We start from the raw sequence: 24349 nt of genomic DNA on the forward strand, positions 1-24349 counted from the left end.
GTCTTAGTACCAGGTTATAAGATCGGGTAGTAAGAGTGGCACAGGCTCTGATTAAAAGGAGGTACCTCATATGAGTTCACAAGGTACTGCAGACGCGGTCCACCGGCATCAACAGCTGGGACTTAGCGATGGTGAAGTATTGGATATGTACAAATACATGCTGCTCGCGCGCAAGTTTGACGAGCGTTGCTTGCTCTTGCAACGGGCTGGCAAAATTAACTTTCACGTATCCGGTGTAGGACAGGAAGCTGCGCAAGTAGGCGCTGCTTTTGGTCTGGATCGGGATCACGATTATTATTTACCTTATTACCGCGATTACGGTTTTGTACTTGCCGTAGGCATGACTCCGCGTGAGTTGATGTTGTCTGCTTTTGCGAAGGCAGAAGATCCGAATAGTGGCGGTCGGCAAATGCCGGGTCACTTCGGTCACAAAAAGCTACGGATTGTGACGGGTTCCAGCCCGGTTACAACACAGGTTCCGCACGCTGTTGGATTTGCGCTGGCTGCCAAAATGAAGAAGCAAAAATTTGTTTCTTTTGTTACGTTTGGCGAAGGATCAAGCAATCAGGGTGACTTCCACGAGGGAGCCAACTTTGCAGGTGTGCATAAATTGCCTGTCATTATTATGTGTGAGAACAATCAATATGCAATTTCGGTACCGATTCACAAACAGTTGAGCGGCAAAATATCCGATCGAGCACAAGGATACGGGTTCCCCGGACTGCGTGTAGATGGTAACGATGCATTAGAAGTATATGCTGCAGTGAAGGAAGCGCGTCGCCGTGCCATAGCCGGAGAAGGCCCGACACTGATTGAAGCGATGATGTATCGGTTGTCACCTCACTCCACCTCCGATAATGATCTGGCTTACCGGACAAAAGAGGAAGTTGAGGAGAACTGGAAGAAAGATGGCGTTCCTCGCATGAAGAACTACTTGATCGATTGCGGCATCTGGGACGAAGCCCGGGATGCGGATCTGGCTTCCCAGCTTGCGATGGAAATGAAAGAAGCAACTGAATATGCAGACAACGCGCCATATCCTAAACCTGAGGACACTCTGACGCACGTTTATGCGGACAGCGAAGAAGGGGGACGGTAAGTATGGCAGTGATGGAATATATTGATGCAATCCGTCTCGCGATGAAAGAAGAGATGGAACGGGATGAGAATGTTTTTATCCTTGGTGAAGACGTAGGTCTCAAAGGTGGTGTGTTTACCACAACTAAAGGGCTGCAAGATCAGTTTGGCGAAATGCGAGTGATGGACACACCTTTGTCTGAATCCGCTATTGCAGGTGTTGCCATTGGTGCAGCGATGTATGGCATGAAGCCGATTGCCGAAATGCAATATTCGGACTTCATGCTGCCGGCAACCAACCAGATCATTAGTGAAGCGGCGAAGATCCGCTATCGTTCCAACAATGACTGGAGCTGTCCGATTGTTATCCGCGCGCCGATTGGTGGCGGAATCTTCGGTGGGTTGTATCACTCCCAATGTCCGGAGTCGATTTTCTTTGGTACACCTGGTCTGAAAATTATAGCTCCCTACTCGGCATACGATGCTAAGGGACTGCTCAAGGCCGCTATTCGCGACCCAGACCCGGTACTCTTTTTTGAAAATAAAAAATGCTACAAACTTATCAAGGAAGATGTGCCTGAAGATGATTACATCGTTCCGATTGGTAAAGCCAATGTACTTCGTGAGGGTGCGGATATTACGGTGATCGGTTACAGTCAGCCATTGCATTTTGTCATGCAGGCTGCTGAGGAGCTGGAGCGTGAAGAAGGCATTACAGCACATGTTCTCGATCTGCGCACATTGCAACCGTTGGATCGTGAAGCGATTATTGCTTCCGCTCGTCTGACAGGCAAAGTGCTGATCGTACACGAAGATAACAAAACCGGTGGTGTAGGCGCCGAAGTTGCAGCTATTATTAGTGAGGAATGTCTATTTGAACTGGATGCACCGATTCAGCGTCTCTGCGGACCTGATGTGCCGGCCATGCCAATTAGCCCAACATTGGAGAAATTCTACATGCTGAGCAAAGACAAAGCCAAAGCAGCAATGCGTACACTGGCCGAGTTTTAATTTCGTTTTTTGGATCGTTTAAAAGTAAAGTTTGGAGTGATAATCAAATGGCTGAACGTATGAAATGGATCGAGGTCATTATGCCGCAATTGGCGGAATCGCTGGTCTCGGCTACCATAGGCAAATGGTTGAAAAAACCGGGCGACCGTGTGGAACAGTACGAGCCGATCTGTGAAGTAATTACCGATAAAGTCAATGCCGAGATTCCATCCACTGTGGATGGAATTATGGGTGACCTTTTGGTGGAAGAGGGCACAACGATTGCTGTTGGTGAAGCAATCTGCCGCATGCAGGTCGCTGCTTCCGACGAAGAAGCGGCTGAGCAAGTAACACAAGTATCGCAGCAACAGGAGCAAGTGCAACATAATGCCAGCAACACTCCTGTTCCTGCCTCAAATACAGCAGCACATGACCCTAACCAGCCGATGCGCAATCGGTATTCCCCGGCAGTGCAATCCCTGGCAGCAGAGCATGGCTTGAACTTGCAAAGCATCCAGGGCACCGGTGCCGGTGGGCGCATTACCCGCAAAGATGTGCTGACATTTGTTGCACAAGGAGGTAACGCGGCTGGATCGTCTGCACAAGCATCATCTCCTGCAGTACAGCATGCACCTTCTGGTGTGCCGTCAGCTTCTCCATTCAGCGGAGTGAATCGTGGAAATGGAGAAATGGGTTTAACCGCTGGAGAAGCGATCTCAGCGTCCGATGCAGGTGTTCCTGTGAGACATTCAGGCATTCATCTAACCGAAAGCCCGAAAATTCCGCAGATCGAAGTGGAAGGTGGCGGCCAGGGAAGATCAGAGTATTTCATCGATGTTACCCCTGTGCGTAATGCCATTGCCCGGAATATGCGTCAAAGCGTATCGGAAATTCCGCATGCATGGACAATGATCGAAGTGGACGTAACAAATCTTGTGATGCTGCGCAATAAACTCAAGGATGAGTTCAAGCGTAAGGAAGGCATCAATCTGACATATCTGTCATTCATGATGAAGGGAGTCGTTAACGCGATTAAAGACTACCCAATCATGAACTCGGTATGGGCAGTGGACAAAATTATCGTCAAACGGGACATTAACCTGTCCATGGCGGTAGGAACCGAAGATTCCGTACTTACACCCGTAATCAAACATGCCGATCAGCGAAATATCGCAGGTCTGGCCCGTGAAGTGGATGAACTGGCTCGCAAAACACGTGAAGGTACGTTGAAGTTGGACCATATGCAAGGTGGTACGTTCACGGTGAACAACACAGGTTCATTTGGTTCGATCCTGTCCCAGCCGATCATTAACTATCCACAGGCAGCGATTCTTACATTCGAGTCGATTGTCAAGAAACCAGTGGTTATTAATGATATGATCGCTGTTCGTTCGATGGCTAACCTGTGTCTGTCGCTGGATCACCGAATCCTGGATGGTGTAATCAGCGGACGTTTCTTGCAACGTGTCAAAGAAAACCTTGAAGGATATACCATGGAGAGCAAGGTGTATTAATTAAATAGTTGTCGGGGAAGTGTATGTGCCGGAGGCCGTGCACTTTTCCTGCTGTCTACGGACAGGTGCTCAATTGTACACTGAACCTGAAGCAGAAGGGTGTGGGGGAATCATGAGCAAGCCGCTGGATGTTGCATACATACCAATGCTTGATTATGAAGAGGCTTGGAACCGCCAGAAAGCGATTGTGCAGCGATTGGACGAGGGCGAGGGAGCGGAGCAGATGCTGCTTTTACAACACCCGCCAACGTATACGATCGGCTCACAAAATCATCCGGAGCATCTGCTTCTCAGTCCGGAAGAGTTGCGTGAGCAAGGGATTTCTTTGTTTCAAATTGACCGCGGCGGTGATATTACTTATCATGGCCCGGGCCAGTTGGTAGGTTACCCGTTATTGATTCTTGGTCGGGATGAAGACCTGGATCTGCACGGCTATTTACGGAAACTTGAGCAGGTACTTATGGATTATCTCGCAGACCAGGGCATCGAAGCCGGACGCAAAGAGGGTTACACGGGTGTGTGGGTTGGCGATATGAAGATTGCTGCAATCGGCATCAAGTTTAATCGTTGCAAACACCGCCGCGGTTTTGTGACCAGTCACGGGTTTGCTTTTAACATCAGCTCAGGCATTCAACATGCAGGTTTTCAGGGGATTGTTCCTTGTGGGATTGAGCAGTATGGCGTTACCTCACTGGAGGATATAACGGGCAAGTCCTATGCGGTGGAGCAGGTAGCGCAGGAGATTGTTCCGTACTTTAATCGTATTTTTCCATATGAGATTAATTGGGTCACAGAAAAAGAAGCCCTTCAACGTCTGTAAACAGTTCGTCGAAAGGCTTTAGGTTGCTATCCGAACAGCAACGGTTCGAGAGCTATGAAAAGGGTGGACCCGATCATGGCGATCAGCATGAGATAGATGATGATTTTGAACCATTTCTTTTTTTGCATGATGAGAGAACTCCTTTCAACATAAAGTAAACAAGCCATAGTAATTGTATTGTACCGTATCCACGAGAGGGAGGAAAGTCCTATGATTAAACAACAACGTGTTATCGATCAGTTCATGGAACTGGTGCAGATTGATAGCGAAACGAAAAATGAACAGAACATCTCGAAGGTGTTAAAAGAACAGTTTACAGATCTCGGTCTTTATGTCTATGAGGATGATACCATGGAGCAAACCGGACATGGCGCCGGAAACCTCGTCATTACCTGGGAAGCGGAAGGAACTGAAGGGGTTGCACCGATCTTTTTCACATGTCATATGGACACCGTGACGCCGGGACAGGGAATTAAGCCTGAACTGGGTGAAGATGGCTGGATCCGCAGTGATGGAACAACGATCCTGGGAGCAGATGACAAAGCAGGGATTGCGGCATTGTTCGAAGCGATTCGTGTGATCCAGGAAAACAAGATTCCACATGGTAAAATTCAATTTGTCATTACGGTCGGCGAAGAGTCTGGCCTTGTGGGCGCACGTGCGATGAATCCAAAGGATATCGATGCCGAGTTCGGTTATGCGCTGGATTCTAATGGAGCTGTAGGCACGATCTGTGTAGCTGCACCGGCCAGAGCTGAAATTCAAATGAGCATCTATGGTAAGTCCGCACATGCGGGCGTGAACCCGGAAGACGGGATCAGCGCCATTCAGGTTGCAGCCAAAGCGATTGCAGCGATGACACTGGGCAGAATTGATGATGAGACGACAGCGAACATTGGAAAATTCCAGGGTGGATCAGCACTCAACGTGGTATGTGACTTTGTACAACTTGAAGCAGAAGCTCGCAGTATTGTGCAGGAGAAAGTTGAATTGCAGGTTGCACAGATGCGTGACGCGTTGGAAACGACATGTCGCAAATACGGTGCTACAGCTGAATTCAGAAGTGAGATCCTCTACCCTGCATTTGGCTTCCATGATGAACATGAAGTTGTACAGCTTGCACAGCGTGCCATCCGCAGTATTGGGCTGGAGACAAGTACGTTTGCTTCCGGTGGTGGCAGTGATGCCAATATCTTTAACGGATTCGACCTTCCGACAGTGAATCTGGCGGTAGGGTATGAGGATATTCATACAACCAAAGAACGCATTCGTGCTGAAGATATTGTGAAGTTGTCCCAGGTGGTCGTAGCTATTATTCAGGAAACGGCAGCTGACAAGAAATAACGTGTACTTCTTAGACAAAAGTCCGAACCCGGTTTGTACGGATTCGGACTTTTTGCGAATTCATGTTATATTTCAAGGGAGAAGACTCGTTAATTTAGGGTCAAATTGAGTCAATGGGTGAATGGATTAATGACCCATTCATTTGCGTCCAGCGAGCAGATCGACTAACTTGGCATCCGGGCCCCACTCGCGCAACCATTGCTTGAGTATGAGCTGCACTTGCTGGGCTTGTCCTACCACGTGTACGGATTGAGGCGTCATATAACTGTTCATTGAAAGTCCCCCTGATTCGTTTATATTTGCTGTGAGAATTCTATACGCTCACCATATGCCCAAAATCAGAGATATATACATTAACCGAATATATAAATTACGATATGGAGTTGAAGAACAAATGAAACCAAACCAATCTGCCCAATCCATCCACGCGGCGCAACCTGCCAATCCAAAACTGGATGAAGTGACCGTATCCACTAAGCCAATCTTCGAGGGCAAAGTGATTTCACTTCAAGTCGATACCGTTAAACTGCCAAACGGCCAGACGGCTACACGTGAGATAATCCGACACCCTGGAGCGGTAGCTGTACTTGCTCTGAATGGGGATCGCATGCTTGTTGTGGATCAGTATCGTCAGGCAATGGGACGCACCGAAGTAGAGATTCCTGCGGGGAAACTGGACCCGGGTGAAGAACCAGAGGTTGCAGCAGCACGTGAATTGCGAGAAGAGACGGGATATGTGGCCAAGTCGCTACGTCATTTGCGGTCGTTCTATACTTCACCGGGGGTTCGCAGATGAAATCATTCATCTCTACATCGCAGAAGAGCTTGAAGCAGGGGACATGGCGCTGGACGAAGATGAATTCCTTGAAGTATCCGAGATCACACTGGAGGAAGCTTACGCTCTCATGGACGAGAACCGGATTAGCGATGCCAAAACGATGATGGCCGTGTACGCGTGGGACCTTTACAGAACGACAGGACGGTTCTAGGCATGCAAGACCAACTGAAAACGTCCACGATGTGGGAGCCCTGTTACACAGACCTGCATATTCACATCGGACGAACCTCTCGCGGTGAGGCCGTTAAAATCAGTGGCAGTCGTGATCTGACATTTGAGAATATTGCTCGGGAAGCTTCGGAACGTAAAGGAATTCATTTGCTTGGTGTTATTGATTGTCATTCTCCGGTTGTACAGAAGGATATTGAGCAATTGCTGGAGAGTGGTACCATGTCCGAGATTGAGGGCGGCGGTATTGCCTACCAGGACACCACCATTCTGTTGGGTACAGAGATTGAGCTGCGCGAGCCTGGAATGCGTGAGTTCCATATGCTGGCGTACTTCCGTGATCTGAAAACAATGAAGTCCTTCACGGACTGGATGAAACGTTATATGAAAAATGTGAATCTCAGTTCTCAGCGTGTCTACGTGCCCGCTCTAGAGATGCAAGGCGAGATTAAGGCACGTGGTGGGCTTATTGTGCCTGCACATGTATTTACACCGCATAAAGGCATCTATGGCAGTACTGCGTCCCGTATGGGCGATGTACTGGATACCCGTCTCGTGGATGCTGTCGAGTTGGGGTTAAGCTCTGATTCATCCATGGCCAGTTATATTCGGGAGTTGGATCATGTACCGTTTCTGACCAATTCGGATGCTCATTCACTCGGTAAGATTGGACGGGAGTATAACGAACTGCAAGTGGCTTCCCCTTCTTTTGATGAATTCCGCATGGCACTTCAAGGAGAAGCCGGCAGGAAAATTGCTGCCAATTATGGACTGAATCCAAGGCTGGGCAAATACCACCGTACTTACTGTGCCGCATGTGGCAGCATAATGGACGAGCAGGCGATGTCAGCAGAGCGTTGTCCGCACTGTGGCAGTCTGAAGCTGGTTCAGGGGGTGCTGGATCGCATTCTGGCAATCTCTGATCGGGAGAGTCCTCATGTTCCTGCAAACAGACCGGCCTATCATTATCAGGTACCACTGGAGTTCATCCCCGGACTTGGCAAAGCCAAACTGCGGCAGCTACTGGACCATTTTGGTACAGAAATGAACGTACTTCATCGCACGCGTGAGGAAGAGCTTGCTACGGTTGTTGGACCTGTGCTAGCAGGCTTAATTGTGGCTGCACGGAACGGACAACTGGAGCTGTCCTCCGGAGGTGGCGGCACGTACGGAAAGGTTGCTGTTCAGGAAAAAGCTTCGGATTAGATAAATTGAACTAAACATTTACACAAAACGGAGGGGACAGAAAGAACTTGAAGAAGCGGAGCTAAAAGCTTTCTGAAAGAAAGCTGCATCGGAAGCATATGCTTCGCCTTTATCCCCGGATTTCCCCTTTAAAAAGGAATGAAAAAAATCTGGGGAAAACAGCGATCGAAAGGTTGTTCTGTCATCGTAGTGACCCGTGTAAATACTCCTAGGTTCAACTGATAAAGCTTCACTTCACGTAGAGCCAATCTGGACAAGAAGTCATACGGGTGCATTCCGGTTCATAAGAATGACTATGAGGATGTAACTGAGAATCCTTGCAGCATGATACCGGAAAGGGGACTCGTACCTGTATGCGCTCTTCCTACTTTACATTTAAAGGTCAGACTTCGTTATATGTATTCGTGGCTGTCTTGTTTCTGGTCGGTGTCATTTTTGGCGCGCTCATGGTGAACGCATTGTCTCTTGAGCAACGTCAGGATCTGGAGGGTTATCTGGGCAATTTCTTCATGACCGTGCAGCACAGTGCACAGGTGACAGAGACCGGGGCATATTGGGACATTGCCATGCTTCATCTGAAATGGGTAGGTCTGATCTTTATTCTGGGTTTATCCGTTGTTGGACTACCCGGTATACTGGTTCTGGATTTTTTGAAAGGTGTGCTCATTGGATTCACAGTGGGGTACCTTGTTGGACAGTATTCCTGGAAAGGGCTGCTGTTTGCACTGGTGTCCGTGGCACCGCATAATCTATTTGTCATTCCGATCCTTCTGATCTGCAGTGTGGCGGCGATGACGTTCTCGTTGTACATCATTCGCAATCGTGTTTTGATGCAGCGAACACCTGGTCGACAAAGGCCTTTTGCTTCATATATAGTGTTAACTTTGGTCATGGCTGCATTGCTTCTCGGCGTGGCGTCTTTTGAAACATGGGTTACACCTGCAATGATGCGCTGGGTCACGCCAATGCTACTACCGGCCTAACGTGCATCGTATAGTGTAAAATGTTGACTTTAATTACGCACTCCCCCTATAATGAAAAGAGTGGGTTAAGTTGCAGTGTGCAGTGATTTCCTAGGGGGAGGGAGAAAATGGAAGCACGGATTGATAAAATTAAGCAGCAACTACAGTCCCAAGGATATAAATTAACGCCCCAGCGGGAAGCCACCTTAAGAGTACTTCTTGAGAATGAAGAAGATCATCTGAGCGCAGAAGACGTATTCATGCTCGTTAAAGAAAAGGCTCCCGAAATCGGTCTGGCAACCGTGTACCGTACCCTCGAACTGCTGAGTGAGCTGCATGTTGTAGAGAAAATCAACTTCGGCGACGGTGTAGCGCGTTATGATCTGCGCGGAGATACATCCAAGCATCACCATCATCACTTAATCTGTGTTCAATGCGGAAGTATGGATGAAATACGTGAAGACTGGCTTGGACCGCTTGAAGAGCGTTTGGAGCGGGAATTCAACTTTTCGGTAGTAGATCACCGACTGGACTTTCATGGAATTTGTTATCGTTGCAAAGCTAAAAATGAACAGAAACCCAAAGATGAAGAATAACATAGCATATCTTCAAGCTCTCACCGGCGGTTTTGACGGGAGAGCTTTTTTGGCACCGGACATGATCTGGAGTTTCCCCCGAATGGCATAAACCTGTGTTTATGGACATACCCTGATTCAAGGACATTACCGGATTCGAATCAGGAGGGGACGCGCCCATGATTATATCAGTGCGGAGAGGGCTCCGTTTTATTCGATTTATCATAGTTTTTGCTGCATTAGTTTATCTGTTCTATCATGTTCTGGATCTGTTTAATGGCTGGATCTCACCTGTGGATCAGTATCAGATGCCAACTGGCAATGCAATCAAAGTATTTCAGGAAACGGATTGGCCTGGTAATGGAGAAGGACATCCTACGATGGCAGAGCGTCTCCGTTTGTTCTATTGGTACGGGGAGTAGCTTCGAACAGCCAGGGATGCAAATACGGGAGCAGTCTGCCAGAGCGGCAGATCTGTCAGTTGAGGAGCGTTGTACATGAAACAGACGATACATGCCTATGCCTTATACTTGGAAGATGATAAAGGGATGTCGAGCAGCACGCTTGAATCGTATCTCCGAGACGTGGACAAGTTCATTGAATTTGCAGATAAGGAATATGGCATACGCGAAGCCGATCAGGTCAGACGCACACATGTCGTCCTGTTTGCAGGTCAGCTCAAACAGGCAGGACGTGCCAATGCAACCATTGCCCGCAGCATCGTATCTCTGCGCTCCTACTTTCATTTTTTGATGCGGCGGGGTGATATTATACAGGACCCTACGTTTGATGTGGAAGCTCCCAAGGCGGACAAGACGCCACCACAGGTGTTAAGTATCCAGGAGATCGAACAACTGCTGACAGCGCCTGATATTCGTTCACCGCAGGGTGTGAGAGATCGAGCGATGCTTGAACTGTTATATGCTACAGGCATTAGGGTCTCGGAACTGATTGCCCTTGACATTCGGGATGTACAGCCAGGCATGCGCTTTATACGATGCGGTGGGGCGGGCAAGGAACGTATCCTTCCCATGGGTGCACCAGCAGCACATTGGGCAAGTGTATATGTGGAGGAATTCCGCAATAAGTTGCTCAAAACCGATTCGGACGAGCAGGCACTATTCGTGAATGTATCTGGTAGACGTTTAACCCGGCAGGGTTTCTGGAAGCTGCTCAAAAAAGCGGCGGTGGACGCAGGAATCTCGGAAGAAATTACGCCGCATACGCTGCGTCATTCGTTTGCAGCACACCTTATTGCCAATGGGGCGGATACACGTGCGGTTCAAGACATGCTGGGTCACGTGGAGCAGCCTGGGCAACAATATGGCAATCATGGTCGCAAAACCATGAAAGAAATCTATGAAACCCATCATCCGAGGGCAAGATAGATTTTGACGCATGGCCTTCACAAATAAATGCGGAACATTGGGCCGATTTAGGATAAAATAAATTGAATACATCCAAACGCCGTTATACATAAGACGGATCGTTTCAACTCAAGGAGGAACATACATCGCATGACAGCATTAAACCAACAAATGATTTCGGAAGCAGCATCTTATATTCAAAGCAAAAGCTCCATCAAGCCGGAAGTCGGTTTGATTTTGGGTTCGGGTCTTGGCGTACTGGCAGAACTGATTGAAGATGGCGTAAGTATCGCTTATCAGGATATTCCACATTTTCCGGTGTCCACAGTAGAAGGACATGAAGGTGAACTATTGGTAGGAACCATTAAAGGTCGTCCAGTCGTGATGATGAAAGGCCGTTTCCATATGTACGAAGGATATGGTCCGGAATTGACAGCTTTCCCGGTACGGGTCATGAAAGAACTGGGTGTAAGTAGCCTGCTTGTAACCAATGCTGCGGGCGGCGTGAATACGTCGTATGAAGCTGGAGACTTGATGCTGATCTCGGATCATTTAAATCTCACAGGCAAAAATCCACTGATCGGACCAAATGACGCCGCACTGGGCGTACGTTTCCCGGATCTTTCCGAAGCATACAGCCGCCGTTTGCGTGCGCTGGCGAAGGATACGGCTGCATCACAAGGTTTTAACGTACGTGAAGGGGTATACGCAGGTATGCTTGGTCCGAACTACGAGACACCGGCAGAGATCAGAATGCTGCGTACATTGGGCGCAGACGCAGTGGGCATGTCCACTGTATCTGAAGTGATCGTCGCACGCCACGCAGGCCTGGAAGTACTCGGTATTTCCTGTATCAGCAACATGGCTGCCGGAATTCTGGATCAGCCGCTGTCACATGATGAGGTGATGGAAACGACGGAACGTGTGCGTGAGTCGTTCCTGGCGCTGGTATTGGCGGTTATTCCACAAATGTAAGCAAGATTTGAGTAGATTAGGTTACCTCTTTGGATGAGAAATCATCGGGGGTAACCTTTTTTTGTTATGTTAAACGTACGGTTACTCATTCGTTGAGTGCAGTGCGTTTTTTTGGCTTTGATCACATTTTCAATAAAAGTTCGGGAAATCATGCTTTACATGGAATAATTTACTGGAAACGGGCCGACAATGATTAGCAGTACATGCATGGAACATGCAGTAAGCAAGTCATTTGAGGAGGTAACCTAGTGAAGAAAAGAATAATGGCATCGTTCATGACCCTTTGTATCCTGCTGTCCCTTATGGCATCAACGGCATTGGCTGAAGAAACACCAAAGGGAGCGGGAGCCGCTGATTTAGCCCCGTCGGCGCGCTCTGCGATCTTAATGGATGCAGACACGGGAACGGTCATTTATGAGAAAAACAGTCATGATCAGCTGCCTCCGGCGAGCATTACGAAAATTATGACCATGCTGCTTACGATCGAAGCGATCGACTCAGGCAAGCTGAAGCTGACAGACAAAGTAAGAGCGAGCGAATATGCAGCTTCGATGGGCGGTTCGCAGATCTTTCTGGAGCCCGGGGAAGAAATGACAGTTGATGATATGTTAAAAGGGATCGCGATGGCTTCAGGCAATGATGCCTCGGTCGCTATGGCCGAGAAGATTGCTGGCTCGGAAGAAGCGTTTGTACAACTGATGAATGAGCGTGCGAAGGAGCTTGGCATGAAGGATACTCATTTTGCCAACTGTAACGGCCTGCCGGTCGATAATCATTATTCTTCCGCCCATGACATTGCCGTCATGAGCCGTGAACTGCTGAAACATTCCGGGATTACGAAGTACACCGGTGCATATCAGGATTACCTTCGCAAAGATACTGAAAAGCCATTCTGGCTGGTGAACACAAACAAGCTGGTTCGTTTTTATCAAGGGGCAGACGGTTTGAAAACAGGTTACACATCCGAAGCGAAATTCTGCTTGTCCGCAACAGCGTCCAAAGATGGACTGCGTGTCGTTTCCGTGGTACTCGGTGAACCAAATACCAAAACACGGAACAGCGAAGTGTCTTCGATGTTTGACTATGCCTTTAGCCAATATACGATGAAGGCACTCTACAAGGCAGGGGATCTGCTGGGCAGTCTGAAGATCGAAAAAGGCGAAGTTGCCGAATTGCCTCTGAATGCCACGCAAAAATTATAGTGTGCTGATGCGCAAAGGAGCCAAATCCAATGACATCCGGCATGAATTGCTGGTTGCCAAAGAATTGAAAGCTCCGATCAAAGCCGGGCAAAGTATAGGAAAACTTGTGGTTTACCAGGGCAATGACGTGATTAAGGAGTTCGACATTCAGGCTCCGCAGGATGTGAATAAGGCTGGCTGGTGGAAGCTGTTCAAGCGGACAACGTCCAACCTGTTTGACTAAACGGCGATTTCTGCGAGTTGCACGCATCCTTCGAACATATTTTGTAGTTAAATAGGGGTTTTCTTCTAGTTTTGTCGGGGGGCAGGAAAAGCCCTCGGAAGCGTAGAAATCCTTGTTCTAAGACAGGGAGGAGAGTGAGCAAACGTGAACTTGCATGTGGAAATGGAACACCATCGCGGGATTCTGATTGTACGATTATCCGGGGAGCTGGATCACCATACAGCTGACATGGTACGGATGCAGATGGATGAAGCCATCCAGCGGAGACAAAGCGAGCATCTCGTACTCAGCCTGAAAGATCTGCAATTTATGGACAGTTCAGGTCTGGGTGTCATTTTGGGAAGATACAAGCTCATTAAGAATAAAGGCGGCAAGATGGTGGTCTGTGACGTCAATTCGCCAGTGTACCGTTTGCTGGAAATGTCGGGTCTGTTCAAGATTATGCCGATATACGAAAATGAGGGAACTGCTCTCTCAGGTCTGGAGGTCGTCTCATGAATGAAGGAACAGGGACAAATTTCATGAATCTGCAATTCGCGGCCAAGTCAGAGAATGAATCGTTTGCACGGGTAACCGTTGCTGCATTTATCTCCCAGCTTGATCCAACGATGGACGAGCTCAGTGACCTGAAGACGGTCATTTCGGAAGCCGTGACCAACAGCATCATCCACGGATACAACAACAACTCCGAGGGTGTGGTGTCCATCCAGGCCGAGATTCGGGAAGACATGATCACTATTATTGTGGAAGACCGCGGTGAAGGAATCGAAGATCTTGAACTGGCCAAGCAGCCGCTATATACGTCCAAACCCGAACTTGAGCGGTCGGGCATGGGCTTCACCATTATGGAAAACTTTATGGATGAATTCGAAGTCAGCAGTGAGCCCGGCAGAGGCACCTCCATCAAGATGAAAAAAAGGATTGAATCCAAGAAAGCATTGTATAATTAGGGGTTGGTGTTCTTATGGATGCTGAAGTGAAACCATCTTCACAGACCTATTTGGACGATGCCGAGGTCAAACGGCTGATTGCGCTCAGTCAGTCGGGTGACCATGTCTCACGGGATACGCTGGTGAACTGCAACATCAGACTCGTCTGGTCCGTCGTACAGCGTTTTATGAACAGGGGATATGATCCGGAAGATCTATTCCAGATTGGTTGTATCGGTCTGCTCAAGTCAGTGGACAAATTCGATCTCAGTTATGACGTGAAGTTCTCGACCTACGCGGTGCCGATGATCATCGGAGAAATCCAGCGATTCCTGCGGGATGACGGTACTCTGAAGGTCAGCCGTTCACTGAAAGAGATGGCGAATAAAGTCCGCAAAAAAAGGGACGAACTGTCCAAACATCTGGATCGTTTACCAACGATTAAGGAAGTTGCCGCAGAGCTGGGGGTAACCCCGGAGGAAGTCGTATTTGCCCAGGAAGCGAACAAACCACCGACCTCCATCCATGAGACGGTATTTGAGAATGACGGTGATCCCATTACGTTAATGGATCAGATTGCCGACGAGTCTCAGGAACGATGGTTTGACAAACTGGCGCTAAACGAAGCCATCGGTGGTCTCAGTGAGCGGGAGCGGTTAATCGTTTATCTTCGGTATTACCGGGATCAGACCCAGTCCGAGGTTGCCAGCAGGCTGGGAATATCTCAGGTACAGGTATCACGTCTGGAGAAAAAAATACTGCAATCCATCCGCGACCAGATCGCGCAGTGATTCTGGGATTGCAACAACAATATTGGTGCATATACACCAATATACGACAACTAACAACCTTCTATCGCGCATTATGGCGAGGGAGGTTATTTGTTGTTAATACGGGGAGATTCCGAACGATTGGACTGCATGACCAGCATCATGCCAAGAATACATACCATACCAATCCATTGATAGAAGCCAAAAGGTTCATGGAGCCATACGACGGTTGTTCCAACAGCAGCAAGCGGCTCTGCGCTCCCGAGCAGGCTGGTTTCCTTGGGTGTAAGACTTTTGAGACTCGCAATATAAAACCAAAAAGCAATCATGGTTCCAAAAAGGATCGTAAATATCAAATAACCGTAAGTTTCGAGCGTGATGTTAGCAAAATTCATTTTCCAGGGCGGGTGAATAAAACTCATTCCCAAACCACCGATGATCATAGCCCAGCCGACCACAACAAGTGAATCGAACTTTTTAATCAGTTGCACGGCATACAGCGTATAAAATGCAGCTGAAACCCCAGATAACAGTCCCCATATCACTGCGAGTGAGGAGACAGATAACCGCGTAAGCGAGCCATTCGTCAGCAGGAGAAAACACCCACTGAGAGCCAGAACGGCGCATGCAAGGTCATTGCGTGTGAGGACAGACTGCTTACGGAGTGCGATGTAAATCATGATCATGACAGGGGACAGGTACTGCAGGAGTGTAGCCACCGCTGAATTGCCGTGTTTAATGGATGCCATGTACGTATACTGGACGGCAAGCATGCCCACCAATCCGAAAATGATCATCTGCCTAGTAGTTTTTTTATTTCTCCACACATTAAAAATCTGAAATTGTCCATTTGTAAACGATTGAATAACCAGTAATAGTAACCCAGCAATCAACAAGCGTACAGTGACATACCAATTGACCTCAATTCCATCCAGTTGAAAGAGTTTTTGAGATACCGTCCCCCCAATGCCCCAGCAGATGGCCCCCGTCAGAACGAGTACGATGCCTGAAATTTTGGATTTTGCAGAAGTTGTCATTCTTGTTCGCCTCACCTTAAATATAAGAATAGTGTTATATTAAGGAGAAATCCGGTACATTTATATCAATATTACACTTAAAAATATAACTATATTGAGATGAGGGCCATGCAGAAAATCGAATTTATCATTGATCAACATTTGAAAGAAATGACGCAACACCGTACCGATACCTTATCTATAGCCTGTTATGAGACAACCATTGTTCAAAATGTTCACGGACATATTCCTCTCCACTGGCATAATGAATTGCAGTTTGTTGACGTTCTTCAGGGTACGGCGTTGTTTCATATCAACGATCAAAAGATGATTTTGTCCAAAGGTGACGGGATTTTTATCAACAGTGGAATAATGCATATGGCCGAAGATCACGGTGTGAGCGAGAACTGCATTTATTTATGTCTGAATTTGTCCCCACATGTTATCATGCCTTCGGATTTGTATATAAAGTACGTACATCCATATGTAACAGCAACTAATTTGCCTTTTCTGTATATCGAAAGAGCTAACGCTTGGGGAGAACAGATCTTGGATGCTATTGCAAGGATTAGAAAGGAGCTGGTGCACCAAGTTCCTTTTTACGAAGTGAATATTGCTTCGGCGGTGCTTAATATGTGGAAACTGCTGATTATGAACGGATATTCTCTTGAACATGATCCATCAGAGATGAGCAGAAACAACCGAATGAAAGACATGTTGCAATGGATTAATCTCAATTATGCCGATCCAATTAAGCTTGAAGATATTGCAAAGGCGGGACAGTTAAGTCGATCAGAGACCTGCCGTTATTTCAAGCAAATCCTGAAAACCACACCCATGCAATATGTGATAGAGTACCGCATCCAAAGAAGCATTGAACTATTGCAATCCTCCAAGCGTAGCATCACCGAAATTGCCTATGAGGTCGGTTTTAACAGTACGAGTTATTACATTAACCAATTCCGCAAAACAATGAATTCAACCCCTTTACGATTTAGAAGGGAATTGAACAAAAGAGACAAAGAACATAATTTTTGAGATATTGTTCATGATTCGTGAGCCTATCCACCAATACCGAAGAGTCGCCCATACGGCGACTTTTTTGATATGTAAAATAATGCTTCACACTCCGTTACGCTTCAACCCGGTCACAAGAAGCATAGGGTGAGGGCTTGCCTAATGATACACAAGCAACGCAGGCGGCAGTTTAGACCTGAAGAAGCGAAGCCTTCACCTTTGTCACCAAATTTCTACACAACTGTATTCTAAGACGCATGCAGAGATAACCTCAAAAGTCATAGAATTGTGAGAAAAATAACCCCATAAAGCTCATCTTTCAATTCCCTTCCTGCCACCTCCCCAGCATATTTATTACAAACGTTTGGAAACGGGAGGACGATGGGTAGCGAAGGGATGGAATCGGTCAAAAGGAGAGAAGCGTGAGGGCTCATCTAAGGATACACAGCAACACAGGCGGCAGATTAGGACCTGAAGAAGCGAAGCGTGCACATTTGTCTTCAAAATTTCTACACAGCTGTAGTCTAGACGGCTCCAGAAGATAACTTCAAGAGTCATAGAATTTTGAGCAAAATAACCCCAAAAAGCTCTTCTTTCAATTCCCTTCCTGCCTACTCCCCCAGCATATTTATTTCAAACGTTTGGAAATGGGAGGACGAGGGGTAGCGGAGGGATGGAATCGGTCAAAAGGAGCGAAGCGTGAGGGTTCGTCTAAGGATACACAAGCAACGCAGGCGGCAGATTAGACCTGAAGAAGCGAAGCGTTCGCCTTTGTCTCCAAATTTCTAACACTTAGAAATCAATCAAAAGAATTTGGAGACAACAGCGATCAGAAGGTTGGTCTGCCGTCGGAGTGTCTGCGTGTATCCTCCCCCCCCGAGCAACAGCGATCAATGACCGATCCATCCCGCAGCGTCAACTCAGCCTTCCACCTTTTTTCCAACCAGTTTGTAATAAATTTGCACATTCTTCAAATACTAACCTAAATTACGCAGTAAAGGAGTGCTATGGATGTCCCAGACACCCACTCCAATGGTCTATATTCGTCTGCGCAGCCGTATTCGCATCCAGAGGGGCAGAGCAGTCAAGCTTGGAGACATTGCACATGTACTGACCTCTTCTGAAGACCAGGAGAGCAGGCTACTGGAGCTTGAACTGCTGCGCCCTGGACCGGAGGATGGCAATCTGATCCTCATTGATATATTGCAGATTATTCCCCGAATTCGGAACATCTTGCCAGAGGTAAGTGTGGAACTGATGGGATCAGGTCATACGTTGGTTGAAGTCATTGCGGGAAATGGTCAACCTTCCAAGTCCCTGTTCATTCTGGTTTGGCTGCTGCTGTTCTTTGGTTCAGCCTTAACCATCATGAATTTTCATGCCGATGTGAACATGCAGGAAGTACAGATTCGAATTGTGGAGATGCTTACTGGGCATCGGGACGAACATCCCTATCTGTTCCAAGTGGCGTATTCCATTGGCATTGGATTCGGAATGGCAGTATTTTTTAATCATTTGTTCAAGAAAAAGTGGAATGAAGAACCTACCCCGCTGGAAGTGGAGATGTTCCTATACCAGCAAAATGTAGATAAATATGTGGTGATTGAAGAGAGCGAACGGATGCACGAGCAGGAACGCAGGGAGATGAATGCGGATGAGCGTTCTTAATGGAGCAATCAGCATTGTATTGGGTATTGCAGGGGGAATTGCCGTAGGGAGCGGCGTAATTGCGCTCATTCTGGTGCTCGATATGATTCCCAGGTTGGCCCAACTTACGCAATCGTATGACAAGACTCACTGGTACGAAGGGGCGCTAATAGGTGGTTCACTGCTCGGGACGGTGGCGGACTTCTGGCACTGGAAAATGCATGGGGTGCTGCTGCTCAGCCCGATTGTTGGTTTGTTCTGTGGCGTGTTCATCGGTCTGCTGGCCGCGGCGCTCACTGAGGTACTCAATGTACTGCCCGTATTAGCCAAACGATTGGGCATGAAACCTTATTTGTTTGGATTACTGCTCGCCATGATTTTGGGCAAAATGACAGGTTCCCTGTTTGATTTTTTTATATATCAGCGGTAACTCGTGGCCATAGGAGGATGGGAAGATGGATGAACGAACGGAGCACACAGGCCAGGAAAATAGTGAAGGTATAACGGAAGAGATGTTACACAAGTCTGCTTATGAGATTCAAAAGGAAGAAGAGGAGAAAGCGTACAATAAGAAAAAACAAAATGAGATGTCCGACAGCATTGAGGAATCCGTACAATATTGGCAGGAAAACGATGACATCTCCCCACGAATGAGTGAGAACAAATATACGCTGCAACAGGTATTGGGGCTTGGAGAATCGTTCGACGTGAATATGAGGGAAATGGTCCTGGGTGGCAAGCACGTTGGATTGCTGATGATCACGGGCTTCGCCAAGGATGAGATTTTGCTTGAAGTGTTGAAAAGACTGACCTATCTCACGCCGGATGACGTCTCCGGACATGCACTCAAATCCTATTTTGAATGTTACATTCCCCATATTCAGGTGGAAAAAGTCGAGAAGATGAGTGCGGTCATCAACAAGGTTCTTACTGGTATGAGTGCAATGTTCGTTGAAGGGGACCGCTCGGTCTTAATTATGGATACCCGGAGTTATCCGGTTCGTTCACCGGAAGAACCTTCATTGGAAAGGGTCGTCCGCGGTTCCAGAGACGGCTTTACCGAAACACTCCTGACCAATGTAACCTTGGTCCGTCGAAGAATACGCGACCCAGGACTGAAATTTGAGATCATGCAGGTGGGGCGGAGAACACAAACCGACGTCTGCGTGGTGTACATTGACGATATTGTGGATAAAGTGCAGGTAGATTCCGTTCGTGAAAAAATACAGCGAGTGGATATCGATGGTATTCCCGCAGCCGACAAGCAGCTGGAAGAAGCGATTATCAACAAGGGTTGGAATCCGTTCCCACTCGTTCGTTATTCGGAACGACCGGATGTTACAGCTTCCCATTTGCTGGAAGGACGAGTTGTCATTTTTGTAGACACTTCCCCGAGTGTGATGATTTTGCCTACGACCTTCTTCGATCTGTGTGAACATGCGGAGGAGAACAGACAAACGGCATTGATGGGGACGTATTTACGGTGGGTGCGTTTTGCAGGGATTCTCATATCGTTATTTTTGCTACCACTATGGCTTCTCATGGTTATTGACCCTTCGATTAAACCGATGGGACTTGACTTCATTGGTCCGCAGGAAAATGTAAAGTTACCGCTGATTCTACAGTTTCTACTGATCGAACTGGGCGTCGATTTATTACGGATGGCAGCGGTTCATACGCCTACACCTCTGGCATCGGCCATGGGCTTGATCGCGGCAATTCTAGTCGGGGATATCGCCGTCAAAACAGGATATTTTGTCAATGAAGTTGTACTCTATATGGCTATCGCAGCCATCGGTATGTTTGCTACGCCGAGTTACGAGCTGGGTCTTGCCAACAGGTTAGTCAGGTTAGTTCTGCTCATTGCAGTAGCGATATTCAAGGTTCCGGGGATTGGTCGTGGGCTGTACATTGCTCATATTGGCGCTTACCGTTCACCGGTCGTACAATTCTTCGTATCTCTGGCCTTTTATACCGTTTAATGCAAAAGCCCTGGGCAATTTTTTATTCCGGCTTCCGTTGCTGGAAAATAAAAAACGTCCATCATTCAATAAAACCCGTGACAACACCAAAATGTCCGATGATCCGGACGGGGAACTGCGAAAAAGTAAAAAACACAAATGATCTTCCGAAAAATCCATTCATCTCGCTGCCTAATTTGATATACTGGTGTAAAATCATTGGAATATCAATTGTTCCAGTATATAAAAAGTGAGGAATGCAGATTATGTATTTACATGGTACAAGTAAAATAAATGCGCAAGGACATCTGGAGATTGGCGGAGTTGATGCAACAGATCTGAAAGAACAATTTGGAACTCCCCTGTACGTTGTGGACGAGCAATTGGTTCGCGAGCGTTGCAGAGAATACATGGAAGCATTCCGTGCTTCCGGATTGGGCTTCCAGGTTGCTTACGCAAGTAAAGCATTCTGTGTAATGGCGATGTGTGCCCTTGCAGCTGAAGAAGGACTTTCCCTGGATGTTGTATCTGATGGTGAACTGTTTACTGCACTGCAAGCAGGTTTCCCGGCTGAGCGCATTCACTTCCACGGTAACAACAAAACGCTGGAAGAGATCGAAATGGCTCTTGATGCGGAGATTGGATGCTTTGTTGTTGATAACTTCAATGAATTGCATCTGTTGCAGGCTGTAGCAGCGGACAAAAATCGTAAAGTAAACATTTTGCTTCGTGTGACGCCAGGTGTTGAGGCACATACGCATGAATATATTTCCACAGGTCAAACGGATTCCAAATTTGGATTCGATATTGGCAATGGTACAGCATTTGAAGCGATTGACTTGGCTTCCAAGCAGTCTAACCTGGTATTGCTCGGTGTGCATTCCCACATCGGTTCCCAGATCTTCGAAGTTGAAGGCTTCCAGATGGCTGTTCAACGTGTTGCTGAATTTGCAGCAAGTGTATATGAGCGCCTTAATGTTGCTTTCAAAGTAGTTAACCTTGGTGGTGGATTCGGAATTCGGTATATCGACGGAGATACGCCACTTGAAGTTGCGCAATATGTGAAGGCTATTACAGATGCCGTTAAAAATCATTTTGCTCAAATCGGCTATGCCGTACCTGAGATCTGGGTTGAGCCAGGCCGCAGCATCGTAGGTGAAGCGGGAACAACGTTGTATACCGTTGGAACAAGCAAAGACATTCCAGGCGTGCGTAAATACGTTGCCGTTGATGGTGGTATGACCGATAACCCACGTCCTGCTTTGTATGAATCCAAGTACGAAGCCGTGCTTGCGAATCGTGCGAATGAGGCTGCTCAGGAAACGGTATCTGTCGCTGGTAAATGCTGCGAGAGTGGCGATATGTTGATCTGGGATCTGGATCTGCCAAAAGTAGAAAGCGGCGATCTGCTCGCTGTAGCTTGCACAGGTGCGTATAACTACTCCATGGCGAGCAACTACAACCGGATTCGTCGTCCGGCTGTTGTATTTGTCAAAGACGGTCAAGGAGATGTCGTGGTACGCCGTGAGACGTATCAAGATATCATCCAGAATGACCTGGTACCAGCGCGCATTGCAAAACAGCCAGTAACTCGCTAATTCGTTTTACAGTTAAAGCAGATGAAAAGGGAACTTCCTTTTTTGTCTGCTTTTTGCGTATTTGAGCTAAATCATGAAAAAAGTTGCCGTTTTTTTTGCGATCCAGACATTTTCGGTGTACACTAAGAAAAGTGCTGTAATGCTTGGCCCAGGGTCATGCGTTCTGGCACCATTAACGATGGTCAATACGAAAGGAGTCATTTACATATGGCGAAACAAGCGAAAATTAAATTGGCAAACGGCGGAGAAGTTCTGATCGATCTGTTCGATCAAGAAGCTCCAAACACAGTAGCAAACTTTGAGAAACTGGCTAACTCCGGTTTCTACAATGGTCTTACATTCCACCGCGTTATCCCGGGCTTTGTAGCTCAAGGCGGATGCCCTAACGGTTCCGGTGCAGGTGGCCCAGGTTACACAATCAACTGTGAAATTAACCCGAACAAACATGAGCGCGGAACACTTGCTATGGCACATGCTGGCCGTAACACAGGTGGAAGCCAGTTCTACATCTGCTACCAACCGCAACCACATTTGGATGGACAACATACGGTATTTGGTAAAGTAACTAAAGGTATGGAGTTCGTGGACGCTTTAGAAGGTAAAGACAAAATGGAAACTGTTGAAGTTGTAGAAGCTTAATACCTTCACCTTAACTGGATCCAAACATGAAGTGCTTCTTTTATAGAAGCACTTTTTTTATTTTTTTACATACTTGAAATCGATGATTAGAAAGGATGAATCAAACCTTGGATATGGTTACTCAGCTAAGCTTGTTAAAACAAATTTATAGTGAGCGCACGTTGTGGGATGAAGAACTGCAGGCATCGCGGCATGTCGTTCCGGATAGTCTATCCGTAAAGGATCGAGAAGCGCTTGAGGCAGCCGGGCATGAACCGAATCGATTTGTACGTCCACAACATGATGAAACGATTACTGAGCTGAAAAAAGTTGCAAATCAATGGACGATCAATGATGCAGCGCAGGCCTTTGTATCCTCTTTGTGGTCAGCACCCATGATCTGGCGCTCGTTGCTTACGGGCAAGCTTATTGCGAGCAGTATGCCAAGTCATGAACATACGCCATATCCATCTTCGAACACTTGTAAGATCTGCGGATTAAGTGTAGATCAAGCAACCGACACAACGCTGCAATGGTATTGGCGGATGACCAATGGAACCCCGTTGGACGGTGATCCTTTTGGATATGTGTTGGCACTTCGAGAGCTGGCTGCCGCGCAGGAGCTTCCAATACCCAATGAGTACGACCGCTGGACATTCCGTGCGGTGTTAACGGTGCTGCGCGAATTACCTCCCAAAACACGTTACAGCAAGGCAGCAGTAGCGCTCAAGAAGGAACGTCTTTTGCCTACACAGAAGGAATATGCCTACCGTGATTTGCTTGAGACGTTAGCTCTGATTGGCATATTGGATACGCCGGAACATCCCGGAATGATCACGGAATTTACCTCTTACATGCAGCGTGACGCACGCCCCAATGTGCGGGTTGAAGTGCAGGCCCCTCTGGCGTGGTGGGACTCATCTGTCGGAATTAATGAGAACAACCTGAACAAGATATTTCATGATTTTGATCTGAATAATATATCTCTTGCGGATAAGCCTGATGAGAGTCCAGCTGTAAAGGACACGATCTTAGGGGCATTGGAGAAGAAGAGAAGTGTTCGCGGAAAAGTGCCAAAGGCATCTCCTGATGCAGGTACCGGGGAGGTACAGTCTGGAGATGTGTATGCTGTTCGGGTCCGGGAAGGCGTATGGGTGACTGTATACTGTCACGAAGTCAGAGACAAGCGTGTCATCGTCGAATATCTGGAGGGTGTCTTTCCAGAGATGCCGGGAAAAGCAGATTTGCATGGGACGTTTCGACCGAGAGCGAATGGACGCTGGAAATGCTCGGCTATTGCGATTGATTCCACAAGTTGGGTCAGAAGGGTGGCAAGAGAGTTCCCGCTTCCGACTTCGCCCCTGCAAGAACCTGACCGCATTCCATTTCATAATGCTAAAGAATTAAAGCATATGGCGAGCTGGTGTTTTCCTGATATGTAGAATGATACGATGGATGTGAAAATGTGCCTCCAAGCAAAAAACGTACCTCCTTAAGAGGAAGCGGTTTTTTGTTGTTTCTTAGCTTATTAA

The 24349-nt window shown here is 47.4% G+C and carries 23 protein-coding genes and 3 pseudogenes; 23 read left to right on the forward strand and 3 right to left on the reverse strand.

Annotation, left to right across the window (positions count from 1 at the left end; genetic code table 11):
* Nucleotides 1-70: 70 nt before the first annotated feature.
* The 4 genes from QF041_RS00290 (at nucleotide 71) to lipB (ending at nucleotide 4401) form a co-directional block, all read left to right on the forward strand.
* Nucleotides 71-1099: a thiamine pyrophosphate-dependent dehydrogenase E1 component subunit alpha gene (locus QF041_RS00290; protein WP_307410555.1), complete on the forward strand. Its 1029-nt coding sequence runs from the start codon at nucleotides 71-73 to the stop codon at nucleotides 1097-1099.
* A 2-nt stretch (nucleotides 1100-1101) separates the two neighbouring features.
* Nucleotides 1102-2088, forward strand: a complete 987-nt coding sequence (locus QF041_RS00295; RefSeq protein ID WP_017687621.1) for an alpha-ketoacid dehydrogenase subunit beta — start codon at nucleotides 1102-1104, stop codon at nucleotides 2086-2088.
* A 47-nt stretch (nucleotides 2089-2135) separates the two neighbouring features.
* A complete protein-coding gene (locus QF041_RS00300; RefSeq protein ID WP_307410558.1) occupies nucleotides 2136-3581 on the forward strand; it encodes a dihydrolipoamide acetyltransferase family protein in 1446 nt (481 codons plus the stop codon).
* 112 nt (nucleotides 3582-3693) lie between these two features.
* Complete coding sequence (lipB, locus tag QF041_RS00305) at nucleotides 3694-4401, forward strand: lipoyl(octanoyl) transferase LipB (protein ID WP_307410562.1); 708 nt, start codon at nucleotides 3694-3696, stop codon at nucleotides 4399-4401.
* 26 nt (nucleotides 4402-4427) lie between these two features.
* Here lipB and prli42 read toward each other — a convergent pair whose 3' ends face one another.
* Nucleotides 4428-4529, reverse strand: coding sequence for a stressosome-associated protein Prli42 (gene prli42 / locus QF041_RS00310; RefSeq protein ID WP_017687624.1), 102 nt, complete (start codon nucleotides 4527-4529; stop codon nucleotides 4428-4430).
* A gap of 82 nt (nucleotides 4530-4611) precedes the next feature.
* On the opposite strand from prli42, the gene QF041_RS00315 reads away from it, so the two are divergent.
* Nucleotides 4612-5745 (forward strand): M20/M25/M40 family metallo-hydrolase, encoded by a 1134-nt coding sequence (locus tag QF041_RS00315; protein WP_307410566.1) that lies wholly within the window; start codon nucleotides 4612-4614, stop codon nucleotides 5743-5745.
* 138 nt (nucleotides 5746-5883) lie between these two features.
* Here QF041_RS00315 and mciZ read toward each other — a convergent pair whose 3' ends face one another.
* A complete protein-coding gene (gene mciZ, locus QF041_RS00320) occupies nucleotides 5884-6018 on the reverse strand; it encodes a Z-ring formation inhibitor MciZ (protein WP_307410569.1) in 135 nt (44 codons plus the stop codon).
* A 121-nt stretch (nucleotides 6019-6139) separates the two neighbouring features.
* On the opposite strand from mciZ, the pseudogene QF041_RS00325 reads away from it, so the two are divergent.
* From QF041_RS00325 to sigF, 11 genes and pseudogenes are all read left to right on the forward strand, one after another.
* Nucleotides 6140-6734: pseudogene (locus tag QF041_RS00325) on the forward strand (NUDIX domain-containing protein).
* A 2-nt stretch (nucleotides 6735-6736) separates the two neighbouring features.
* The gene (locus tag QF041_RS00330) at nucleotides 6737-7957 is read left to right on the forward strand and encodes an endonuclease Q family protein (RefSeq protein WP_307410572.1); all 1221 of its coding nucleotides are present in this window, start codon (nucleotides 6737-6739) and stop codon (nucleotides 7955-7957) included.
* A gap of 353 nt (nucleotides 7958-8310) precedes the next feature.
* Nucleotides 8311-8940 carry a stage II sporulation protein M gene (gene spoIIM / locus QF041_RS00335; protein ID WP_017687629.1) on the forward strand — a complete coding sequence of 210 codons (630 nt, stop codon included), beginning with the start codon at nucleotides 8311-8313 and terminating at the stop codon, nucleotides 8938-8940.
* Nucleotides 8941-9047: 107 nt separating this feature from the next.
* Nucleotides 9048-9515 (forward strand): ferric iron uptake transcriptional regulator, encoded by a 468-nt coding sequence (fur, locus tag QF041_RS00340; protein WP_036607866.1) that lies wholly within the window; start codon nucleotides 9048-9050, stop codon nucleotides 9513-9515.
* A 158-nt stretch (nucleotides 9516-9673) separates the two neighbouring features.
* A complete protein-coding gene (locus QF041_RS00345; RefSeq protein ID WP_307410575.1) occupies nucleotides 9674-9916 on the forward strand; it encodes a DUF4227 family protein in 243 nt (80 codons plus the stop codon).
* A 75-nt stretch (nucleotides 9917-9991) separates the two neighbouring features.
* On the forward strand, nucleotides 9992-10882 hold the full coding sequence (locus QF041_RS00350; RefSeq protein WP_307410578.1) for a tyrosine recombinase: 891 nt from the start codon (nucleotides 9992-9994) through the stop codon (nucleotides 10880-10882).
* 129 nt (nucleotides 10883-11011) lie between these two features.
* A complete protein-coding gene (locus QF041_RS00355) occupies nucleotides 11012-11836 on the forward strand; it encodes a purine-nucleoside phosphorylase (protein WP_091018093.1) in 825 nt (274 codons plus the stop codon).
* A gap of 302 nt (nucleotides 11837-12138) precedes the next feature.
* A pseudogene (locus QF041_RS00360) lies at nucleotides 12139-13261 on the forward strand (D-alanyl-D-alanine carboxypeptidase family protein).
* Nucleotides 13262-13405: 144 nt separating this feature from the next.
* Nucleotides 13406-13759, forward strand: a complete 354-nt coding sequence (spoIIAA, locus tag QF041_RS00365) for an anti-sigma F factor antagonist (protein ID WP_017687636.1) — start codon at nucleotides 13406-13408, stop codon at nucleotides 13757-13759.
* Complete coding sequence (gene spoIIAB, locus QF041_RS00370) at nucleotides 13756-14211, forward strand: anti-sigma F factor (protein ID WP_036672324.1); 456 nt, start codon at nucleotides 13756-13758, stop codon at nucleotides 14209-14211. Before spoIIAA ends, spoIIAB begins: the two co-directional genes overlap by 4 nt.
* Before the next feature lie 14 nt (nucleotides 14212-14225).
* Nucleotides 14226-14981, forward strand: a complete 756-nt coding sequence (gene sigF, locus QF041_RS00375; RefSeq protein ID WP_036607856.1) for an RNA polymerase sporulation sigma factor SigF — start codon at nucleotides 14226-14228, stop codon at nucleotides 14979-14981.
* Nucleotides 14982-15067: 86 nt separating this feature from the next.
* Here the strand turns inward: sigF and QF041_RS00380 are convergent, their stop codons facing one another.
* Nucleotides 15068-15997: a DMT family transporter gene (locus QF041_RS00380; RefSeq protein ID WP_307410587.1), complete on the reverse strand. Its 930-nt coding sequence runs from the start codon at nucleotides 15995-15997 to the stop codon at nucleotides 15068-15070.
* A gap of 108 nt (nucleotides 15998-16105) precedes the next feature.
* Here QF041_RS00380 and QF041_RS00385 point away from each other — a divergent pair, with 108 nt between their 5' ends.
* From QF041_RS00385 to QF041_RS00415, 7 genes and pseudogenes are all read left to right on the forward strand, one after another.
* Nucleotides 16106-17014 carry an AraC family transcriptional regulator gene (locus QF041_RS00385; RefSeq protein WP_307410590.1) on the forward strand — a complete coding sequence of 303 codons (909 nt, stop codon included), beginning with the start codon at nucleotides 16106-16108 and terminating at the stop codon, nucleotides 17012-17014.
* Nucleotides 17015-18004: 990 nt separating this feature from the next.
* Nucleotides 18005-18661, forward strand: a complete 657-nt coding sequence (locus tag QF041_RS00390) for a stage V sporulation protein AA (RefSeq protein ID WP_307410592.1) — start codon at nucleotides 18005-18007, stop codon at nucleotides 18659-18661.
* Nucleotides 18642-19070, forward strand: a complete 429-nt coding sequence (locus QF041_RS00395; protein WP_026080996.1) for a stage V sporulation protein AB — start codon at nucleotides 18642-18644, stop codon at nucleotides 19068-19070. The genes QF041_RS00390 and QF041_RS00395 overlap by 20 nt, the downstream gene beginning before the upstream one ends.
* 25 nt (nucleotides 19071-19095) lie before the next feature.
* Nucleotides 19096-20764: pseudogene (locus tag QF041_RS00400) on the forward strand (spore germination protein).
* A 103-nt stretch (nucleotides 20765-20867) separates the two neighbouring features.
* Nucleotides 20868-22199 (forward strand): diaminopimelate decarboxylase, encoded by a 1332-nt coding sequence (gene lysA / locus QF041_RS00405; protein WP_307410594.1) that lies wholly within the window; start codon nucleotides 20868-20870, stop codon nucleotides 22197-22199.
* Between the two features lie 207 nt (nucleotides 22200-22406).
* A complete protein-coding gene (locus QF041_RS00410; RefSeq protein ID WP_017687646.1) occupies nucleotides 22407-22838 on the forward strand; it encodes a peptidylprolyl isomerase in 432 nt (143 codons plus the stop codon).
* 113 nt (nucleotides 22839-22951) lie between these two features.
* Nucleotides 22952-24259, forward strand: coding sequence for a hypothetical protein (locus QF041_RS00415; protein WP_307416859.1), 1308 nt, complete (start codon nucleotides 22952-22954; stop codon nucleotides 24257-24259).
* Nucleotides 24260-24349 lie beyond the last annotated feature (90 nt).

The sequence above is a fragment of the Paenibacillus sp. W2I17 genome, assembly GCF_030815985.1.
Classification (GTDB): Bacteria; Bacillota; Bacilli; order Paenibacillales; family Paenibacillaceae; genus Paenibacillus.

Coding starts and splice junctions, on each gene's coding strand:
- QF041_RS00290 (WP_307410555.1), top strand. CDS start 71: ATGAGTTCACAAGGTACTGCAGACGCGGTCCACCGGCATCAACAGCTG.
- QF041_RS00295 (WP_017687621.1), top strand. CDS start 1,102: ATGGCAGTGATGGAATATATTGATGCAATCCGTCTCGCGATGAAAGAA.
- QF041_RS00300 (WP_307410558.1), top strand. CDS start 2,136: ATGGCTGAACGTATGAAATGGATCGAGGTCATTATGCCGCAATTGGCG.
- lipB (WP_307410562.1), top strand. CDS start 3,694: ATGAGCAAGCCGCTGGATGTTGCATACATACCAATGCTTGATTATGAA.
- prli42 (WP_017687624.1), bottom strand. CDS start 4,529: ATGCAAAAAAAGAAATGGTTCAAAATCATCATCTATCTCATGCTGATC.
- QF041_RS00315 (WP_307410566.1), top strand. CDS start 4,612: ATGATTAAACAACAACGTGTTATCGATCAGTTCATGGAACTGGTGCAG.
- mciZ (WP_307410569.1), bottom strand. CDS start 6,018: ATGAACAGTTATATGACGCCTCAATCCGTACACGTGGTAGGACAAGCC.
- QF041_RS00330 (WP_307410572.1), top strand. CDS start 6,737: ATGCAAGACCAACTGAAAACGTCCACGATGTGGGAGCCCTGTTACACA.
- spoIIM (WP_017687629.1), top strand. CDS start 8,311: ATGCGCTCTTCCTACTTTACATTTAAAGGTCAGACTTCGTTATATGTA.
- fur (WP_036607866.1), top strand. CDS start 9,048: ATGGAAGCACGGATTGATAAAATTAAGCAGCAACTACAGTCCCAAGGA.
- QF041_RS00345 (WP_307410575.1), top strand. CDS start 9,674: ATGATTATATCAGTGCGGAGAGGGCTCCGTTTTATTCGATTTATCATA.
- QF041_RS00350 (WP_307410578.1), top strand. CDS start 9,992: ATGAAACAGACGATACATGCCTATGCCTTATACTTGGAAGATGATAAA.
- QF041_RS00355 (WP_091018093.1), top strand. CDS start 11,012: ATGACAGCATTAAACCAACAAATGATTTCGGAAGCAGCATCTTATATT.
- spoIIAB (WP_036672324.1), top strand. CDS start 13,756: ATGAATGAAGGAACAGGGACAAATTTCATGAATCTGCAATTCGCGGCC.
- sigF (WP_036607856.1), top strand. CDS start 14,226: ATGGATGCTGAAGTGAAACCATCTTCACAGACCTATTTGGACGATGCC.
- QF041_RS00380 (WP_307410587.1), bottom strand. CDS start 15,997: ATGACAACTTCTGCAAAATCCAAAATTTCAGGCATCGTACTCGTTCTG.
- QF041_RS00385 (WP_307410590.1), top strand. CDS start 16,106: ATGCAGAAAATCGAATTTATCATTGATCAACATTTGAAAGAAATGACG.
- QF041_RS00390 (WP_307410592.1), top strand. CDS start 18,005: ATGTCCCAGACACCCACTCCAATGGTCTATATTCGTCTGCGCAGCCGT.
- QF041_RS00395 (WP_026080996.1), top strand. CDS start 18,642: ATGCGGATGAGCGTTCTTAATGGAGCAATCAGCATTGTATTGGGTATT.
- lysA (WP_307410594.1), top strand. CDS start 20,868: ATGTATTTACATGGTACAAGTAAAATAAATGCGCAAGGACATCTGGAG.
- QF041_RS00410 (WP_017687646.1), top strand. CDS start 22,407: ATGGCGAAACAAGCGAAAATTAAATTGGCAAACGGCGGAGAAGTTCTG.
- QF041_RS00415 (WP_307416859.1), top strand. CDS start 22,952: ATGGTTACTCAGCTAAGCTTGTTAAAACAAATTTATAGTGAGCGCACG.